The following is a 15,291-nucleotide window of genomic DNA, read 5'->3' as shown; positions in this document are numbered from 1 at the left end:
GATTACGGGGTACTCACTAGGACCGGGTTCGATCGATTTGGTTTCTTCGACAATGGAGTTTTTGTTACTCGATGGAACGCTCGGGCTCGATGGCTGCTGATCTGTCCCGTTCGGTCATGGTCGGTTTGCGTGGGGCGCCCTAGACTGGTTGGCAGGCCGCAGTGAGACGGCCACCCGCTGCCTGGTTAACCAACATGATCGCCCATACCCCTACACTGTTCGCCGCCGTCGCGCTGGTCGCCACCATCATGGCGTTCTGTCTGTTGCTGGTGGGTCAATACAATCGCCGTGACAACCTGCTACTGACCGGCTGCGGCCTGCTCGCGCACGCCCTCGCATACATCTGCTACACGCTGTATGCCCAGGCCCCGCTGTGGGTCAGCTATGCCTTGGGCAACAGCCTGCTGTCGCTGGCGTTGGCGTTCTACTCGGCAAGCTTGTTTCGGGTGCGTGAACTGAAAGTACCGTGGCGAGTTATTTTCATCATTCCGTTATGCATGTTAGGCGGGCTGCTGCTTCTGCTGCAGACGCTCGAGCCGCGCATGCTGCTGGCCACAGTAGTGCTCATGGTTCAGTGCGGGCTGTTGCTGCATTGGGCGCGGCGTCATGCCGAACGTCCCGGTCGGGCGCATCTGCTGTTGGTGATCGGCGCTTCTATAAGCCTGGTAGGCCTGGGTATGCGGGTTATCGCGGTGCTGGCTGGGGACGCAGCCGAGATGCGCTACGACATCAGCAACCTCAAGCAGACGGTATCGGTGGCGATCGGCACGGTAACGGTGATGATGTATTCGCTCGGCCTAGTGCTGATGGCCAAAGAGCGCAGCGAGTCGCGCTTGCAGCACATGGCGCTGCACGATGTGCTGACCGGCACTTACAACCGGCGGGCCATCCTCCAGCGTTTCGACCAAGAGCTGGAGCGCGCACGTGATGAGGGCAGTCACCTGGCCGTGGCGATGATCGATATCGATCACTTCAAACGGATCAACGATCTGTATGGCCACCTGGCTGGGGATGAGGTGCTGTGCCACTGCGTTCGCCAGCTACAACGGCGCCTGCGTGCGGCTGACAGCCTGGGACGTTATGGCGGGGAGGAATTCCTGCTGCTGTTGCCACATACCGAGCGTGAGGGCGCGATGGCGGCACTGCAGGGCTTGCGCCAGGCCATCGCACAAAGCCCGGCGCAGTTCGCTGACGACACTATCGAGCTGCGCTTCAGCGTCGGCCTGTGGTGCGCAGTGCCCGGGCCTGATGACAGTGCGGCAGCGCTGCTCGGGCGAGCGGATGCGGCGCTGTATCAAGCCAAGGCGGATGGGCGCAATACTGTGCACATGGCAGCAGTGCCAGGCCCCTGCTAGATCACTTCGAGTGAATGGCCAGCACGACGCCGTTGGTGATCTGCACCAGCACGAAGCGATTGCCCATTTTTACCCAGTGGCTTTCTTTTTCCGGCGCTGGCAGGCCGTTGGCTTTCCAGTCAACCACGGCGGCATCATCGCGTTTGTATTGATCCGGGGCCTTGTCACCGACCTTCAGTTCGCGGTCGTGAGACTCCGGCGCCTTGACGCTCTCGACGTTGCTTTCGGCTGCAGTGGCAGCCAATGGCAGGCAAGGCAGGGTGGCGGTGAACAGCAGGGCGGACAGCAGTGGGCGCATTTTCATGCACAGTCTCCAAATGCAATAGGTGTGTTAATGCGACAACAGCTGAGCGTCGAGAATTCACTTGTGCAGGCACGCAAATGCTAGAGTCGCGTTCTTTTTTGCCTACGAGGATGAAACATGCGTGCAATTGTGCCGATGGCCGCAGCATTGATGCTGCTGGGGTGTGCCTCGTCGACCATGGATGCCGCGCGCGGCACTGCGCCGACTGCACAGCTGAAATCGCAAAAGGCTGCGGAACTGGTTGCCCAATGCATCCAGTTCAGTTGGCAGGATGAGGCTGTCTTTGGGGTCGACGCCAGTGGTTACATGCAGGCGCGCAAGAGTGGCGGCTTGACGGTATATACCCGTGAGGCAGAGTCGTTTGCCGACATCTACCCGCAAGACGGTGGCACACGCGTCGACTATTACGCGCAAAAAGCCGACACCACCGCACTGCGCCGCCGGGCTGCTGCGGCGACCTGCCTGTAACCGGCCGGCTCAGGACAGGAAACCACCGTCGACATTGAGCAGGGTGCCGGTGGTGTAGCTCGAGGCGTCGCTCGCCAGGTACAACACTGCGCCGGCCATCTCGCTGGGCGCCGCCACACGCTTGAGCGGTATCTGCTGCAGGGCGACGTTGAGGATGGCGTCATTCTTGACCAGTGCCGAGGCGAACTTGGTATCGGTCAGGCCTGGCAGCAAGGCGTTGCAGCGGATGCCGAACTGCGCGCACTCCTTGGCGAACACCTTGGTCATGTTGATCACCGCGGCCTTGGTCACCGAGTAGATGCCCTGGAACAGCCCCGGGGACACGCCGTTGATCGAGGCCACGTTGATGATGCTGCCACCACCGTGCTCACGCATCAGCTTGCCGGCCTCTACCGACATGAAGAAGTAACCGCGAATGTTGACGTCAACGGTTTTCTGAAAGGCGCCCGGGTCGGTGTCCAGCACGTTGCAGAACTGCGGGTTGGTGGCCGCGTTGTTGACCAGGATGTCGAGCCTGCCGAACTGCTCGCGAATGCCGGCAAACACCTGTTGGATCTGTTCCAGCTCACCGATATGGCAGGCCACTGCAGTTGCTTTGCCGCCGGCTGCGATGATTGCGTCGGCGACCTGCTGACAGCCGTCGAGCTTGCGGCTGGAGACAATCACATGCGCGCCTTGCTCTGCCAGCAGGTGTGCGATGGCTTCGCCGATGCCGCGGCTGGCGCCGGAAACGAAGGCAATCTTGCCGTCGAGGTCGAACAGTTGCGTCTTGGCCATGCTGTGTTCCTTGTTGTGTGTGGTCAAAGTGCGGACTTGCCGATCACTTGCAGCGCCATCTGCTCAAGCAGGCGGTTCATGTGAATGAACTGCGCGAAGCGTTTGTCCTGCGTCTGGCCGTGGTGGAAGCGGTAATAGATCTGCTGGACGATCCCTGCGAGGCGGAACAGTCCATAACAATAGTAGAAGTCGAAGTTGTCGATGCGGATGCCGGCGCGCTCGGCGTAGTAGGCAACGAACTGCGCCCGGCTGAGCATGCCCGGAGCGTTGCTTGGCTGGCGCCGCATCAGTTGCATGGGGGCGGGGTCGTCGGCCTCGATCCAGTAAGCCAGGCTGTTGCCCAGGTCCATCAACGGGTCACCGAGGGTGGTCATCTCCCAGTCCAGAACGCCGATGATCTGCATCGGGTTGGCTGCGTCGAGGATGACGTTGTCGAAGCGGTAGTCGTTGTGCACGATGGCTGAGCGCGGGTGGTCGGCTGGCATCTTTGCCCGCAGCCAGTCCATGACCTGCTGCCAGCGCGGTGCATCCGGGGTGGCGGCCTGCTCATAGCGGCTGATCCAGCCCTCGATCTGGCGCTGCACGTAACCCTCGGGTTTGCCCAGGTCAGCCAGGCCGCAGGCGCGGTAATCCACTTGATGCAATTGCACCAAACGGTCGATGAAGCTTTTGCACAGGGCTTCGGTGCGCTGGGCATCGAGGCCCAGCTCCAGCGGGATGTCCGAGCGCAGGATGATCCCTTCGACCCGGTCCATCAGGTAGAACTCGCTGCCGATCAGGCTTTCGTCGGTGCAGTGCAGGTACGCCTTGGGGCAGTAAGGAAAACCGCTGTTGAGCTGATTGAGGATACGAAACTCACGAGCCATGTCGTGCGCTGACTTGGCTTTGGCGCCAAAGGGCGGACGCCGCAACACGAACTCACGCTGTGGGTAGCTGACCAGGTAGGTCAGATTGGAGGCGCCGCCTGGGAACTGACTGATCAGCGGCATGCCTTCCAGGCCAGGCAGATGAGCTTTGAGATAGGGATCGATGACGCTGGCATCGAGTTCTTCGCCGGGGCGTACCTGGGTGGACTGGTCAGTCAGCGTCATGCGTGATCCTTATTCTCGGTATCGAGGATTATTGGCTAATCTAATCGGCCTGCTGTAATGGAACAAGCGTGCTAGTCGCCATATAGGCAGGCGTGTTGGCGCTTGATCAGTACGCTTGATGCGCGTTACCTACATTGGGCGATGAGCGCCGTAGCACGCAAAAAAAAACCGAAGCCGGTGCCGGCTTCGGTTTCTTTCAGACAGTCGTCGTTGCCACTCAGGCAGGGAACAGCTCGCTGAGCTTCATCGACAGCATCATGTCGCCTTCAACGCGCAGCTTGCCGCCCATGAACGCTTGCATGCCATCGGTTTCGCCGCTGACGATGCCTTTGAGGGTCTCGCTGTCCAGCACCAGGGTGCAGTTGGCGTCTGGGTTTTCACCTTCCTGGATGTCGCAGGTGCCGTCTTTGACGACCAGCGCGTACTGCTTGTCTTCGTCGGTGATGTTGAAGCCGAACACCAGGTCCAGGCCTTCAGCAGCAGCGGGATTGAACTTGGCTTTCATCGCTTCGACGGCTTTAGCTACATCGCTCATGGTGTATTCCTTGTTAAGTGAAATTCGCGTCCGCAGGGACACAACAGGCCGGGCTCACCTATAGGTGATGAGCTCCGGCGCCTTCAACAGCTGCACATGGGCCTGACAGTTGAAGGAAGCCAGTGCCACGTCATGGCCGCGAAACTTCAGCTGGCTGAACGACGTGTTGATAATCTGCCAGTTCAGCGCAAACGCCTGGCTGGGGGTGATGCCGGTAATCAGGTGGAGCAGGGCGGCGATGCTGCCGCCCGAGGTGAAAACAGCCACGTTGTCGCCGCTGTCGGCGGCGTCCAACACCCGCTGCAGGGCACTGCGCAGGCGGCCGGTAAAAGCCTCCCAGCTCTCCAGCCCATCGGCCGGATGCTGGCCGTCGTGCCAGCGCTGCACCATCAAGGCAAACAGGCGCTGAAACTCGCTGCGGTTTTGCGCTGCGTTGCTGAGCACATGCAGTGCCTGCGGCTCCTCTGGCAGCAGCGCCGGCAGCAGTGTGCGGATCACCCCATCGGCGTCGAATTCATTGAAGCCGGCATCGGTCTCCAGCGCCGGCACCGCGCAGCCCAGGGTGCTCATGGTTTCGAGCGCGAGCAGGGCGGTGTCCTGTTGCCGGCGCAGGTCGCCGGCGATGCAACGATCCAGGCGCAAGCCGAGGTTGGCCAGATGGCTGCCCAAAGCCTGGCTCTGACGCACGCCGACCGGCGACAGTACGTCGTAGTCGGCGGCACCAAACGAGGCTTGGCCATGTCGGATCAGGTAGAGGTTGCCCACATCGATATCCGGCCGAGTGAAGTTGCTGGGAGGTTAGGATGCGCCAGAGTGGCTGTCAACGAAAAAACATACAAGCGTTTGAAAAGCTTGTTTGAAAGATGTTGCCAGCGTTTTCGCCTGCTGGCAGTGCCCGGTACGCCCCGGTATGCTGGCAGCAGTTTCGCACCGTGCAGGTGCTGATTTATAAAGGAGTCAACGTGGAGTTTCTTGCAGAATACGCAAGCTTTCTCGCCAAAACCGCCACCCTGGTGATTGCTTTTCTGGTGGTGCTTTCGGCTATTGCCGGCCTGCGCGGCAAAGGCCGCGGCAAGCCCGGGGGGCAGTTGCAGGTCACCCGTCTCAACGACTTCTACAAGGCGCTGCGTGAGCGGCTCGAGGCGGGCCTGTTCGACAAGGCTCAACTCAAGGCCCTGCGCAAGCAGCAGGCCAAGGCCGACAAGCAGCAGAAGAAAGCCAAGGGCGAGGACAAGGCGCGGGTCTTCGTTCTTGATTTCGATGGCGACATCAAAGCCTCTGCCACCGAAAGTCTGCGTAATGAAATTACCGCGCTGCTGACCCTCGCCACCCCGCGTGATGAAGTCGTGCTGCGGCTCGAGAGCGGCGGTGGGCTGGTGCACAGTTATGGCCTGGCCTCGTCGCAACTGGCGCGCATCCGTCAGGCCGGTATCCCACTCACCGTGTGCATCGACAAGGTAGCTGCCAGCGGCGGTTACATGATGGCCTGCATCGGCGACAAGATCGTCAGCGCACCGTTTGCCATCCTTGGCTCGATCGGCGTGGTCGCTCAGTTGCCAAACGTCAATCGCCTGCTCAAAAAGCACGACATCGATTTTGAAGTGCTGACCGCCGGTGAGTACAAACGCACGCTGACCGTATTCGGCGAGAACACCGAGAAGGGCCGCGAGAAGTTCCAGGAAGACCTCGACGTCACCCATCAGCTGTTCAAGGACTTTGTTGGTCGTTATCGCCCGCAGCTGCATATGGACGAGGTGGCCACCGGCGAGGTCTGGCTGGGTGTTGCGGCGCTGAACATGCAGCTGGTTGATGAGCTGCGCACCAGCGACGAATACCTCAGTGACCGCGCCCGTGAAGCCAACCTTTACCACCTGCGGTTTGCCGAACGCAAAAGCTTGCAGGAGCGCATTGGTGTGGCCGCCAGCGGCGCGGTTGAGAACACCTTGGTGGGGCTGTGGAGCAAACTCGGCCGCTTACGCTAACACCTTGAACCCCTTGAAGATTTTTTCTGAGATTGGGGTTGCAAGGCCAAGCGAATGCAGACATAATGGCGTCCATTGAAGCGCAGCAAGCTTGAAAAAGCGCTGAAGTTTCAAGGAGATAGCAGGGCGCAAGCCGCTAGATCCAACCTTTGAGGCCGAGTAGCAAAGTGGTTATGCTCCGGATTGCAAATCCGTCTACGCCGGTTCGATTCCGACCTCGGCCTCCATATTTGAAAGCCCCGCAGATTAACGTCTGCGGGGTTTTTCTTTGTGGGCCGGAAAAGTATGGAGTGAAGCAGCTGAAGTCCAATGTTTATTGGTGGGTGCCGAACAGGCAGAAATCACCGATGAGGCAGCTGCGCAACCGAGCGGGCTCGGGCGATGACTCGGCTGTAGCCGGTGCAGTCAGTGAGCCGCGCGGGCACGGCTACGCTGAATGCAGCAGTTTTCTGACCTCGGCGATAATTGCGTCGATATTGAAGGGCTTAGGCAATACCGCGTCAAATAAATCCGGTCGCTGCATACCGATATGTGCCTGGGCGCCGCTTATCAGAATAATCGGTACTTGATGTAGCGATGGCAGGGCTCGCACGGCGGTAGCGAATTCCAGGCCGTCCATGGCCGGCATCATGAAGTCGGTGATGATCAAGGCAGGCTTGACTCTGTCCAGAGCATCGAGTCCTTTTCGGCCATTGCTGGCCGTTACCACGGAAAACCCCTCATCCTCCAGCGCGAAGCTGAGAATGTCAGCAATTAAATATTCGTCGTCGACGACCAAGATGGTAGTCACTTTATTTTAATCCACTCAAAAACCTAAGAGATAGAACCAGGACATCACTCAGTTGGGACTGATGGTTCATGTCTTGAAGCCTTTTTGAGTAAAACATCCTGGGCTTGGATGACGACCTCGAATCGGGAGGGATCATAAGCGCTGTCTCGGACTTTAAGAACGGACAGCGTTCGCTTTAGTTCAAAGTCATTCTCGGCGAAGCGCATCAGCATCAGGTTGTCGACGATGCTCGACAGGTCGGAGTTGGGCGCGCTGACCTCGGAGCCCAGCAGATCGCGCATTTCCCACGTTGCCAGTACCGTGACACCTCGGGCGCGCAGCTCGTTCATCAGCGCGCTGAGGAAGTCAGTAATCCTTGCCGGATTGGTCGCGACTCGGGTCATGCCGCTAAGGCTGTCGACGAACACGCGCTTGATACCTTTGTCTTCGACAATGCTCAGCAGTCGAGCACCGAGCCCGTCCAGCAGACCTTCGGTTGTTGGCTGCCAGGCGATGGTCAGGGCGCCGCTGTCTTCCATGCCTTTGATGTCGATGCCCAGTGAGTCGCCCTTGAGCCGTAGCCGTTGCGGGCTTTCGTAGAAGCCAAAATGCAGCCCTGGGCTGTCCACCGTCGACTCCGCCAAGAACTTCAGACCCAGCGTTGTTTTTCCGATGCCGGAAGGGCCCATGACCAAAGACACGCTGGAACTGTAAAGGCCGCCTCCCAGTATCGTGTCCAGTGAGGCAATCCCACTGCCAATGCGCGTCATGTCAGCACTGTCGGGTGCGGACGGGTGGCTGTACAGGCTTTCCAGACGAGGATAAACCACCAGCCCGTTGTCGGTAATCTCACACTCGTGAAGGCCTGCCAGCGCAGCACTGCCGCGCGTTTTACGCAGTTGAATGCGCCGTACCGAGCGGGTGCCGAACAGCTCTTCGCCTATTTCAATGACGCCATCGACCATGGTGTGCTCAGGGCTACCGTCGTCCAGCCGTGAACTGGTGAGAAACAGCACGGTGCAACCGGCAAAAGCAGCGTGGCCCTGCAGCTCTGAGATGAACTTTTTGGTGTCGATGTGTGAGTCGGCTTTGGAGCGCGCATTGAGCAGGCCATCGACGACCAGTACGGTGGCTTTGCGACGGCTGATCTCGCGACGCAGCAGCTTCACTACCTCATCCAGACCTTCGTTTTCCAGCGTGTCAAATGCGCTGACGAACTGAATTTCTTCGCCAATCCTGGATGAGTCGAAAAAGCTCAGTGTGGAAAGAAACTGAAAAAGACGGTCATGTGACTCGGCCAGCAGCGTGGCAACCAAAACGCGGCCGCCATTGTTCGCATGATGGAATCCAAGTTGGTTGGCCAGGATCGTTTTGCCGGAACCTGGGCGCCCTTGGATAATGTACGAGGCACCTGCGACCAGCCCGCCCTTGAGCAGAGCGTCCAGTCCTTCTATTCCACTTTGGAGGCGTTTGAGCTTTTCCACGATGCGACCCTGATCTGAAAAACAGGCTGTTAAGCCGACTAAGGGTGTGATGCTAACTCCAAATTCGTTCAGGGGCTATTGCCGACTAGTGCGCAGCAGTCGTGGCTTTTGTTGAGCTGGCGACCTGGGCCGCAAGTTTGCTGCCATGGCGCGAGCCACCAGAGGCTTTTGCATGAGCCTCTACCCGGCCATGCTTGGTACATCAAGTCCGACTTTCACACGGTCCAGCGCGACGATTGTCTTGAACCAGGTAACGTTGGAGTTTTCAGCAAACAGTCGCCGCGCCAGAGTCTGGTATTCCTTCATGCTGGCAACGGTGAGTACCAGAACGAAATCCACTTCGCCGGTGACGTAGTAACACTGCTGAACTTCGGGCACCGCGAAGTGTGCCTTCATCGCCTCCAGCGCCTCGATGCTGGTGCGCTCAGCCATCACTTCCACGATGATCGTGATCGGCCGGCCTACGGCGGTGGGATCGACGATGGCTACGTTGCCCGTGATGACTCCCCCGTCTTCCATTCGTTTGATGCGGCGCTGAACGGCGGCCGTGGAAAGATTGACCTGCTCGGCCATAAGCCGCAGTGGCATGGTGTTGTCACGTTGGACCAGGTCCAGGATGGCACGGTCAAATTTGTCCAACGATTCAGGTGCAGCGTCGTTTTTCGCCATTGTAAATCCGTGAGAAATTTTCTCGAAAACTACCAGAAAACTGCGGCCCTTTATCTAGGTAAGAGCAATATTATCTTGCCAGCAGTCTGCGTACGCAGCCTATTCGGGAACACACACAGGATATTGTTGGCATGCTCGCACTGTTCCATCTTTCCCCGGTCCTGTTGGTTACAGCCATGCTCGTGGTATTGCGCCGGCCGCCCGTTCACGCCGCCGTTGCAGGCACTCTGTTAGTCATTGTGCTCTGGCTCGCCGGCGCGGCAGACGCATGGCGTCTGAGCAGTATGGTGGCCGCCGCTCAAGATACCGCCGTGCTGTTTGCAAGTACCGCTTTCGTGATCGTCCCAGGTCTGCTCTTCGTGATTTTTATCGAGCGCATGGGCGTCAATCTGGCGCTGAGCCAATGGGTGCGGTCACTGGGGCTTGGGCGCGGCGATCAAGTCGTGTTAATTGTCCTTGGGTTGGCACCGTTGCTCGAAGCGATGACTGGTTTCGGCGTGTCGTTGATCGCAACAGTGCCCCTGCTGCTAAGTCTCTTCGAGCGTCGGGTCGCGTTACGGATCGCACTGGCCGGCATGGCCATCATGCCTTGGGGAACGCTGGGCCTGGCATCTGTCATTGGTGCTTCGTTGGTTCACCTGGACGCATCCATGCTGGCATCGACCTCGGCATTGACCAGCGCCCCGGTTTTCTTCGCCCTCAGTGCACTCGCGCTCTATCTTGCAGGCGTTCGTGACTCGCGGGGATGGGGGGCGTTGGGCGTTTTCTGGCTGCTGTTTGTGGGCGTTCTTTACAGTGCAAGTCGGTGGCTGGGGCCGGAAGTAGCGGGCGTTGCTGCGGGCCTGGTGACGGCAGCAGCGATACTCTCTGTTGGGCTGTGGCGCCTGCGCCGCAACGACAGCGAGCGCGGTCCGGTGCAATGGCCGCGTCAGGCATGGCCGTATCTGGTGCTGATTGTCTGCATTGTCGGCTTGAAGATGCTGTGGGCGATCACCTCCTGGCAGGAGCACTGGGTTGTACAGGGCGCCCAGGTCAACTGGAAGCCACTCGCCTCACCAGGTCTGGCGTTGGTCATGGTGCTGATCGTGCTAGGCGCTCACGCGCGCAACATACAATCCCGGACCGCACACGACGTTAACTTGCCTGCTGCGCTGTTGGCTCGGGCGAAGCGGCCATTGCTGACTATTTTCTTCTTTCTCGCGATGTCGCAGATGATGGTTAAGGCCGGCTTCCTTGCGGGGTTGATGCAACTGCTGGCTGGGCTGTCGCCCACCGCCGCGACGTCGTTGGTTGCCCTGTTTGGCGCGTTGTCTGGCTACATGACCGGGTCGAATGTAGGCGGCAATGCGATCTTCATGCCGGCCATCGCGATGTTGCCCGAGTCCTCCCGCCTACTGCTGGCTGCCGTCCAGAACAGCTCGGCAGGGCATGCGGCGCTGGGCTCGCTATCGGTTGTCATGCTGATTCTGGGGCTTGCCAAAACCCAGGCCAAGGAGGAAGGCGAACTGATAAGGTTCGGCTTCATGCTGGTCTGCCTCAATACCGCGTTAGTCGCGTTGGGCGCCGCGATGCTGAGTGGATGGCTTGGCTAGCCTGGTGTTGGCGGATGGCACTTTTTCACACAGCCTGAACCCGAAGCAGGCGCTCACTGGTCGCTAGCTTCAACACTGGCGATCAGCAACTCGCGCAGCATGCCGCGCCACTCGCCAGCCGAATACGATCGCAGGTCCCAGCGTGGTGCCTGGGCCTGGGTAGGTGCCGCGAAAGATTGAAGCAAGGTCATTGCCGCAAGCGTATAGCCCCTCGATCACCTGGCCTTGCATGTCCAGCACCTGGCCATCGGCGTTACCACTCAAGCCTGCGCTGCAGGCGAGATCGGCCGGTTGCACTGTGACGGCATAGTAGGGCCCATCGCCTAGGGGGCGCACGCAGGGGTTGGGCAGTTGCTGCGGGTCGCCATTGTGACGGTTCATGTGGCTGCTACCGCGGTTGAATGCAGGGTCGTCACCGTTTGCAGCGGCGGCGTTGTAGGTTCTGACGGTGTTTGCCAGCCCCTCGGCATCAACCTTGAGCTTGCTGGCAAGTTCGTCCAGGGTGCTGCTTTTGATCAAGTAGCCGGCTTTGACGAACCTGGCAATATTGATGGCGCTGCGCAGCGGCATGACCAGGCCCAGGCCGTAGCGTTGCAGGAAGGTCTGGTCACAGATCAGGTGAGCAGTGGCGCTGCCGTCGTTAAGCATGCCCATGACGAAGTCGTGGTAGGAGTCCGACTCGTTGACGAAGCGCGTGCCTTGGGCATTCACGGCGATCAATCCAGGCTTGGCGCGGTCGAGCAGGATGTGTGGCCATATGGCCTGGTAGCCGTCCTTCGCGGTGCGGATCGAGCAGGGCATCCACAGGCCTGGACTGTCGTGGCCGTCGTCGAGCTGGGCATTGGCCTTCAGCGCGCGATCGATGCCGTCGCCGGTGTGGGTCAGGGGCGACAGTGAAAGGGCTTGGGCAGCGCTCGGGAACAGCTGTTTGCGTAGGGTTGGATGGCGCGTCAGGCCCCCGGTAGCCAGCACCACGCCACGACGCGCGCGGATGCGCATGGCCTCGCCGTTGTGCAGCACCACGGCGCCCATTACGTGACCGTTTTCCACAATGAGTTCGTGCAAAGGGGTTTCAAAGCGCAGTGCCACCTTGCGCTGGCGCAAGCTGTAGAACAGCCTGGCGACCAGGGCGTTGCCCATCACCAGATTGGTGCCGCGTGGGTAGCTCAGGCGGTCGATGCAATAGCGGCCGACTGTGCTCAGGGTGCGAGTCAGGTGGTGCATCGAAGCGAAGGGCGAAAGCAGCGCATCCAGATCGGCGCGTGGCACCATCATGCCGCCCAGACCCATGAACTCGCGCCGAGGTGGGCGCACGCGGGCGAAGTCTTTGCCCAGCAGCCTGCCATCGAACGCGAGGGGCGCCAGGGCGCGGCCACCGAACGCTGCACCGGGGCCGCTGACGTAATCGGGATGAGCGGCGGCTGCAACGAATTTAACCTCGCTGATGCGCTCGAGTTCATCAATCGCTTGTGGCCCGCTGGCAAGGAAAGCTTCGCGCAACGCTTCACCGCCGCGTTCGCCAACCACCGCCTTGAGGAAGGTCGCGGCCTCTGCCGCGCTGTCCGGTACACCTGCGCGTTGGCTTTGGTGGGTGCCGGGTACCCAGGTGGTGCCGCCTGAGGTCGCGCTGATGCCGCCCACCACGGCGGTCTTTTCACACAGCAGCACGTCCAGCCCGTGGTGGCTGGCCATCAATGCGCTGGTCATGCCTGCAGCGCCTGCGCCGAATACCAGCAGGTCGACTTCCTGGTCCCAGGGGAGGGGGGCGATGGTGCTCATTATGGTTGCTCCTTCATGGCGTGGTAATTCATGGGCGGTTTGGCAGCCCGCCCTTGTGCAGGTGAAGTGTCGGCAGCATTCAGCAGTTGCCTGCTGTGGTGTGCTCAAACGGATCAGAGCGGTTCGATAATTGCCTTGGCAGCGGCCAGCGCCTGTCGTGCCCAGGCTTCGACGCCCACTTGCGCAACCCTGCGGTCATGGGGGATTTCAACGCTGACCGGGACCGTAGCCGGGAGGCTGCGCCAGATCCTCGCCAGGTCGATATCGCCCTCGCCCGGCAATAGACGCTCGCCACGCGCTGCTTGAATCAGGCCGTCACGGGTGTTCGGTCGCAGCGCTGGGCCGTCGCATATCTGCGCGTAGTTCAGCCATTGCGCGGGGATACGTTGCAAGTCCTCGAAGCGACTGTCGGAACGGTCGAAATGCAGCGCGTCGACCAGGATGCCGCCGTTGGCGCGGTCGGCCTGTTCAACGATGTGCAGTGCACTGGCCAGGTCGCGGACAGCCGTCCACGGCATGAACTCCAGGTCTGCCGACAGGCCGAAGGGCTGCATGGCGTCGCATAGCCGCGCATAGTGTTCGATCAGCCGGTTGGGTTCCGGGTCGTCGCCTGCCACCAGTACGGCCTTGGCGCCGAGCTGCGCGCCGACTTCGAGGAACGGCAGATAACGCTGCACGTCGAATTGCCCGTCGAGGCGGATCAATTCCAGATCAAAGACTTTGACCCCGGTGTCGTCGATGCGCGCGAGGGTTTCGCGCAACATCGGTTTGTCGTCCATCAAGGAATAGGCGACTGCCCCTGGCGCCACCGGCAGCAAACGCACGCCAGCCTGGTCATAGCCGGTGCGTGCAGCCAGTTCGATCATTTCCGGCGGGGTTAACGCGAGCGCGGTCAGTTGTGCAATGGAATAGCTGGCTTGCATGGCATGTCTACCTACAGTTGGCTTCAGTTGATGGCAGCGGGGATTGCCGACGCGTCGCGCTTGCGACTTTTGATCCACAGCGCTGTAACCCCGATCAGGGAAGGGATGGCTAGGAACAGGAAGACCTGGCTGAAATTCCATTGCGAGGCCAGCATCAGTGCACCGATCCCGGCGCCGCTGATCGCGCCCAGCCGGCCAATGCCAGTGGCCCAGCAAACGCCGGTGGCGCGGATCTGAGTGGGGTAGAAGGAGGCGGCCAGCGCGTAGCCGCCGACGTTTACGCCGTTCAGAAAGTAGCCCAGTAGCAGTATCAACGGGCAGAGCACCTGCATGGTCGGCTGCTGCAAGGCGATCAGCACTGCGCACGCCCCGCCGCAGAACACCGTGGCGCCGACCACCTTGTGGTGTTCCCAGCGGTCCATCTTCATGCCGACGGTGAAGTTGCCCAGCATGCCGCCGATCTGCAGCAACGAGCCCAGCAGCGCCGCCTGACCCATGCTCAGACCAGCATCGCGGCTGAGCAGCGGCAGCCAGCTCGACAGCAGGTACATGGTCAGCAGACCCATGAACAGAGTGACCCAGATCATGCAGGTGCCCAGGGTGAAACCGGGCGCGAAGAGGGCACTGACCTTGCCTGTCGCCTTGATCGCCGCTTCGCTGCTATGGAAACGCGTCTGGGCGTTGGCCAGGCCCGGAGCAACCTTGTTGATTTCCTTGATCAGGCGGTCCTTCAAGGCACTGTTCTGCGCCAGGAAGCGGATGGACTCCGGAAGGCTCAAGAGCAGCAGAAGGGCGAACGCAATCGGCAGCACGCCGCCGGCCACCAACACTGACCGCCAGCCGAAGTTTTCGATCAGCCACTCACTGCCCAAACCACCCAGCGCCGCACCAAAAGCAAAGCCGCAGTAGATGAACGAGACCATGTGAGAGCGGTAGCGCTTGGGGGCGTATTCCGAGATCAGGGTCGCCGTATTGGGCATCGAGGCACCCAGCCCAACCCCGGTCAGAAAGCGCAGTATCGTCAGGCTGGTGATCCCGGTCGACCAGGCGGAGGCCAGGCTCCAGAAACCGAACAACAGCACCGAGCCGATGATGACTGGCCTGCGGCCGAAGCGGTCGGCCAATGGCCCGGCAGTCAACGAACCGAATGCCAGCCCGAGCAGCCCGCTCATCATTACCGGGCCGAGGTCCTGGCGCAGCACGCCCCAGTCGTCGACCAGCGCCGGGGCAATGAAGCCGATCGCGGTGGTGTCGAAGCCGTCAAACACCAGCACCATGAAACCGAGGAACAGCACCAGCCACTGTCGGGTGCTCATCTTTCGAGCATCCATGAAGGTGCTCACATCTACATCTGGAGGGTTCGCCATGGATAACTCCTGCTTTTTGTTTTTATGAAAATGCCTTTTCCGGTGATGGGCTGGCAGGTTGGCGCCAAGGCATTACCAGGGTCGGTAAGCCGATATTATCATAATTGGAAATCCATTCCATATTCATATTGGATTCCAATTCGTTTTTGGGCGCTGGCAATCCACGGCCTGTGAACGGCCTGCTGTCGAGCAATTG

General features: G+C 60.2%; 15 protein-coding genes and 1 tRNA gene. 5 read left to right on the top strand and 11 right to left on the bottom strand.

All coding sequences use genetic code 11. The features are described 5' to 3' along the window. The first annotated feature begins 194 nt into the window (after window positions 1-194). Entirely contained in the window at window positions 195-1,355 is a 1,161-nt protein-coding gene (locus tag IDM28_RS14265; protein ID WP_150568819.1) for a GGDEF domain-containing protein, read from the top strand. Window position 1,356: 1 nt separating this feature from the next. Here IDM28_RS14265 and IDM28_RS14260 read toward each other — a convergent pair whose 3' ends face one another. Further along, entirely contained in the window at window positions 1,357-1,659 is a 303-nt protein-coding gene (locus tag IDM28_RS14260) for an RcnB family protein (RefSeq protein ID WP_101320739.1), read from the bottom strand. Between the two features lie 117 nt (window positions 1,660-1,776). Between IDM28_RS14260 and IDM28_RS14255 the strand changes: the two genes are divergently transcribed. Then, window positions 1,777-2,127 (top strand): hypothetical protein, encoded by a 351-nt coding sequence (locus IDM28_RS14255; protein ID WP_188036273.1) that lies wholly within the window; start codon window positions 1,777-1,779, stop codon window positions 2,125-2,127. Between the two features lie 9 nt (window positions 2,128-2,136). On the opposite strand, the gene IDM28_RS14250 is transcribed toward IDM28_RS14255, so the two are convergent. From IDM28_RS14250 to IDM28_RS14235, 4 genes are all read right to left on the bottom strand, one after another. Beyond that, window positions 2,137-2,904, bottom strand: a complete 768-nt coding sequence (locus IDM28_RS14250; RefSeq protein ID WP_103437838.1) for an SDR family oxidoreductase — start codon at window positions 2,902-2,904, stop codon at window positions 2,137-2,139. Between the two features lie 23 nt (window positions 2,905-2,927). After that, complete coding sequence (locus IDM28_RS14245; protein WP_150568822.1) at window positions 2,928-3,995, bottom strand: phosphotransferase family protein; 1,068 nt, start codon at window positions 3,993-3,995, stop codon at window positions 2,928-2,930. Window positions 3,996-4,212: 217 nt separating this feature from the next. Beyond that, window positions 4,213-4,530, bottom strand: coding sequence for an SCP2 sterol-binding domain-containing protein (locus IDM28_RS14240; RefSeq protein WP_101320731.1), 318 nt, complete (start codon window positions 4,528-4,530; stop codon window positions 4,213-4,215). A 54-nt stretch (window positions 4,531-4,584) separates the two neighbouring features. Further along, a complete protein-coding gene (locus tag IDM28_RS14235) occupies window positions 4,585-5,295 on the bottom strand; it encodes a histidine phosphatase family protein (RefSeq protein WP_150571734.1) in 711 nt (236 codons plus the stop codon). A 197-nt stretch (window positions 5,296-5,492) separates the two neighbouring features. Here IDM28_RS14235 and sohB point away from each other — a divergent pair, with 197 nt between their 5' ends. Both sohB and IDM28_RS14225 read left to right on the top strand, forming a co-directional pair. Beyond that, window positions 5,493-6,512 (top strand): protease SohB, encoded by a 1,020-nt coding sequence (sohB, locus tag IDM28_RS14230; RefSeq protein WP_101323058.1) that lies wholly within the window; start codon window positions 5,493-5,495, stop codon window positions 6,510-6,512. A 153-nt stretch (window positions 6,513-6,665) separates the two neighbouring features. Next, window positions 6,666-6,739 (top strand) — tRNA-Cys (locus IDM28_RS14225). 200 nt (window positions 6,740-6,939) lie between these two features. On the opposite strand, the gene IDM28_RS14220 is transcribed toward IDM28_RS14225, so the two are convergent. The 3 genes from IDM28_RS14220 to IDM28_RS14210 all read right to left on the bottom strand — a co-directional run bounded on the left by IDM28_RS14220 (window position 6,940) and on the right by IDM28_RS14210 (window position 9,434). After that, window positions 6,940-7,302, bottom strand: coding sequence for a response regulator (locus IDM28_RS14220; protein WP_101320727.1), 363 nt, complete (start codon window positions 7,300-7,302; stop codon window positions 6,940-6,942). 44 nt (window positions 7,303-7,346) lie between these two features. Next, window positions 7,347-8,765, bottom strand: a complete 1,419-nt coding sequence (locus IDM28_RS14215) for an ATPase domain-containing protein (protein WP_101320725.1) — start codon at window positions 8,763-8,765, stop codon at window positions 7,347-7,349. Window positions 8,766-8,945: 180 nt separating this feature from the next. Continuing rightward, a complete protein-coding gene (locus tag IDM28_RS14210) occupies window positions 8,946-9,434 on the bottom strand; it encodes an Lrp/AsnC family transcriptional regulator (protein WP_150571736.1) in 489 nt (162 codons plus the stop codon). Between the two features lie 131 nt (window positions 9,435-9,565). On the opposite strand from IDM28_RS14210, the gene IDM28_RS14205 reads away from it, so the two are divergent. Beyond that, complete coding sequence (locus IDM28_RS14205; RefSeq protein ID WP_188036272.1) at window positions 9,566-11,026, top strand: L-lactate permease; 1,461 nt, start codon at window positions 9,566-9,568, stop codon at window positions 11,024-11,026. A 69-nt stretch (window positions 11,027-11,095) separates the two neighbouring features. Here IDM28_RS14205 and IDM28_RS14200 read toward each other — a convergent pair whose 3' ends face one another. The 3 genes from IDM28_RS14200 to IDM28_RS14190 form a co-directional block, all read right to left on the bottom strand. Beyond that, window positions 11,096-12,805: an FAD-dependent oxidoreductase gene (locus IDM28_RS14200; RefSeq protein ID WP_188036271.1), complete on the bottom strand. Its 1,710-nt coding sequence runs from the start codon at window positions 12,803-12,805 to the stop codon at window positions 11,096-11,098. Between the two features lie 113 nt (window positions 12,806-12,918). Then, window positions 12,919-13,728, bottom strand: a complete 810-nt coding sequence (locus IDM28_RS14195; protein WP_101320716.1) for a sugar phosphate isomerase/epimerase family protein — start codon at window positions 13,726-13,728, stop codon at window positions 12,919-12,921. Window positions 13,729-13,751: 23 nt separating this feature from the next. Then, window positions 13,752-15,095 (bottom strand): MFS transporter, encoded by a 1,344-nt coding sequence (locus IDM28_RS14190; protein ID WP_101320714.1) that lies wholly within the window; start codon window positions 15,093-15,095, stop codon window positions 13,752-13,754. Window positions 15,096-15,291: the final 196 nt, after the last annotated feature.

Source organism: Pseudomonas sp. EZ-C24 (assembly GCF_014525325.1).
GTDB classification, from domain to species: Bacteria; Pseudomonadota; Gammaproteobacteria; order Pseudomonadales; family Pseudomonadaceae; genus Aquipseudomonas; species Aquipseudomonas shirazensis.
This window is presented reverse-complemented; position numbering and strand designations above follow the sequence as displayed.

Excerpts from the sequence above, each read along its gene's own strand:
- IDM28_RS14260 (WP_101320739.1), bottom strand. The coding sequence starts at position 1,659 with ATGAAAATGCGCCCACTGCTGTCCGCCCTGCTGTTCACCGCCACCCTG.
- IDM28_RS14200 (WP_188036271.1), bottom strand. The coding sequence starts at position 12,805 with ATGAGCACCATCGCCCCCCTCCCCTGGGACCAGGAAGTCGACCTGCTG.
- IDM28_RS14190 (WP_101320714.1), bottom strand. The coding sequence starts at position 15,095 with ATGGCGAACCCTCCAGATGTAGATGTGAGCACCTTCATGGATGCTCGA.
- IDM28_RS14195 (WP_101320716.1), bottom strand. The coding sequence starts at position 13,728 with ATGCAAGCCAGCTATTCCATTGCACAACTGACCGCGCTCGCGTTAACC.
- IDM28_RS14210 (WP_150571736.1), bottom strand. The coding sequence starts at position 9,434 with ATGGCGAAAAACGACGCTGCACCTGAATCGTTGGACAAATTTGACCGT.
- IDM28_RS14255 (WP_188036273.1), top strand. The coding sequence starts at position 1,777 with ATGCGTGCAATTGTGCCGATGGCCGCAGCATTGATGCTGCTGGGGTGT.
- IDM28_RS14245 (WP_150568822.1), bottom strand. The coding sequence starts at position 3,995 with ATGACGCTGACTGACCAGTCCACCCAGGTACGCCCCGGCGAAGAACTC.
- IDM28_RS14265 (WP_150568819.1), top strand. The coding sequence starts at position 195 with ATGATCGCCCATACCCCTACACTGTTCGCCGCCGTCGCGCTGGTCGCC.
- IDM28_RS14240 (WP_101320731.1), bottom strand. The coding sequence starts at position 4,530 with ATGAGCGATGTAGCTAAAGCCGTCGAAGCGATGAAAGCCAAGTTCAAT.
- IDM28_RS14250 (WP_103437838.1), bottom strand. The coding sequence starts at position 2,904 with ATGGCCAAGACGCAACTGTTCGACCTCGACGGCAAGATTGCCTTCGTT.
- IDM28_RS14205 (WP_188036272.1), top strand. The coding sequence starts at position 9,566 with ATGCTCGCACTGTTCCATCTTTCCCCGGTCCTGTTGGTTACAGCCATG.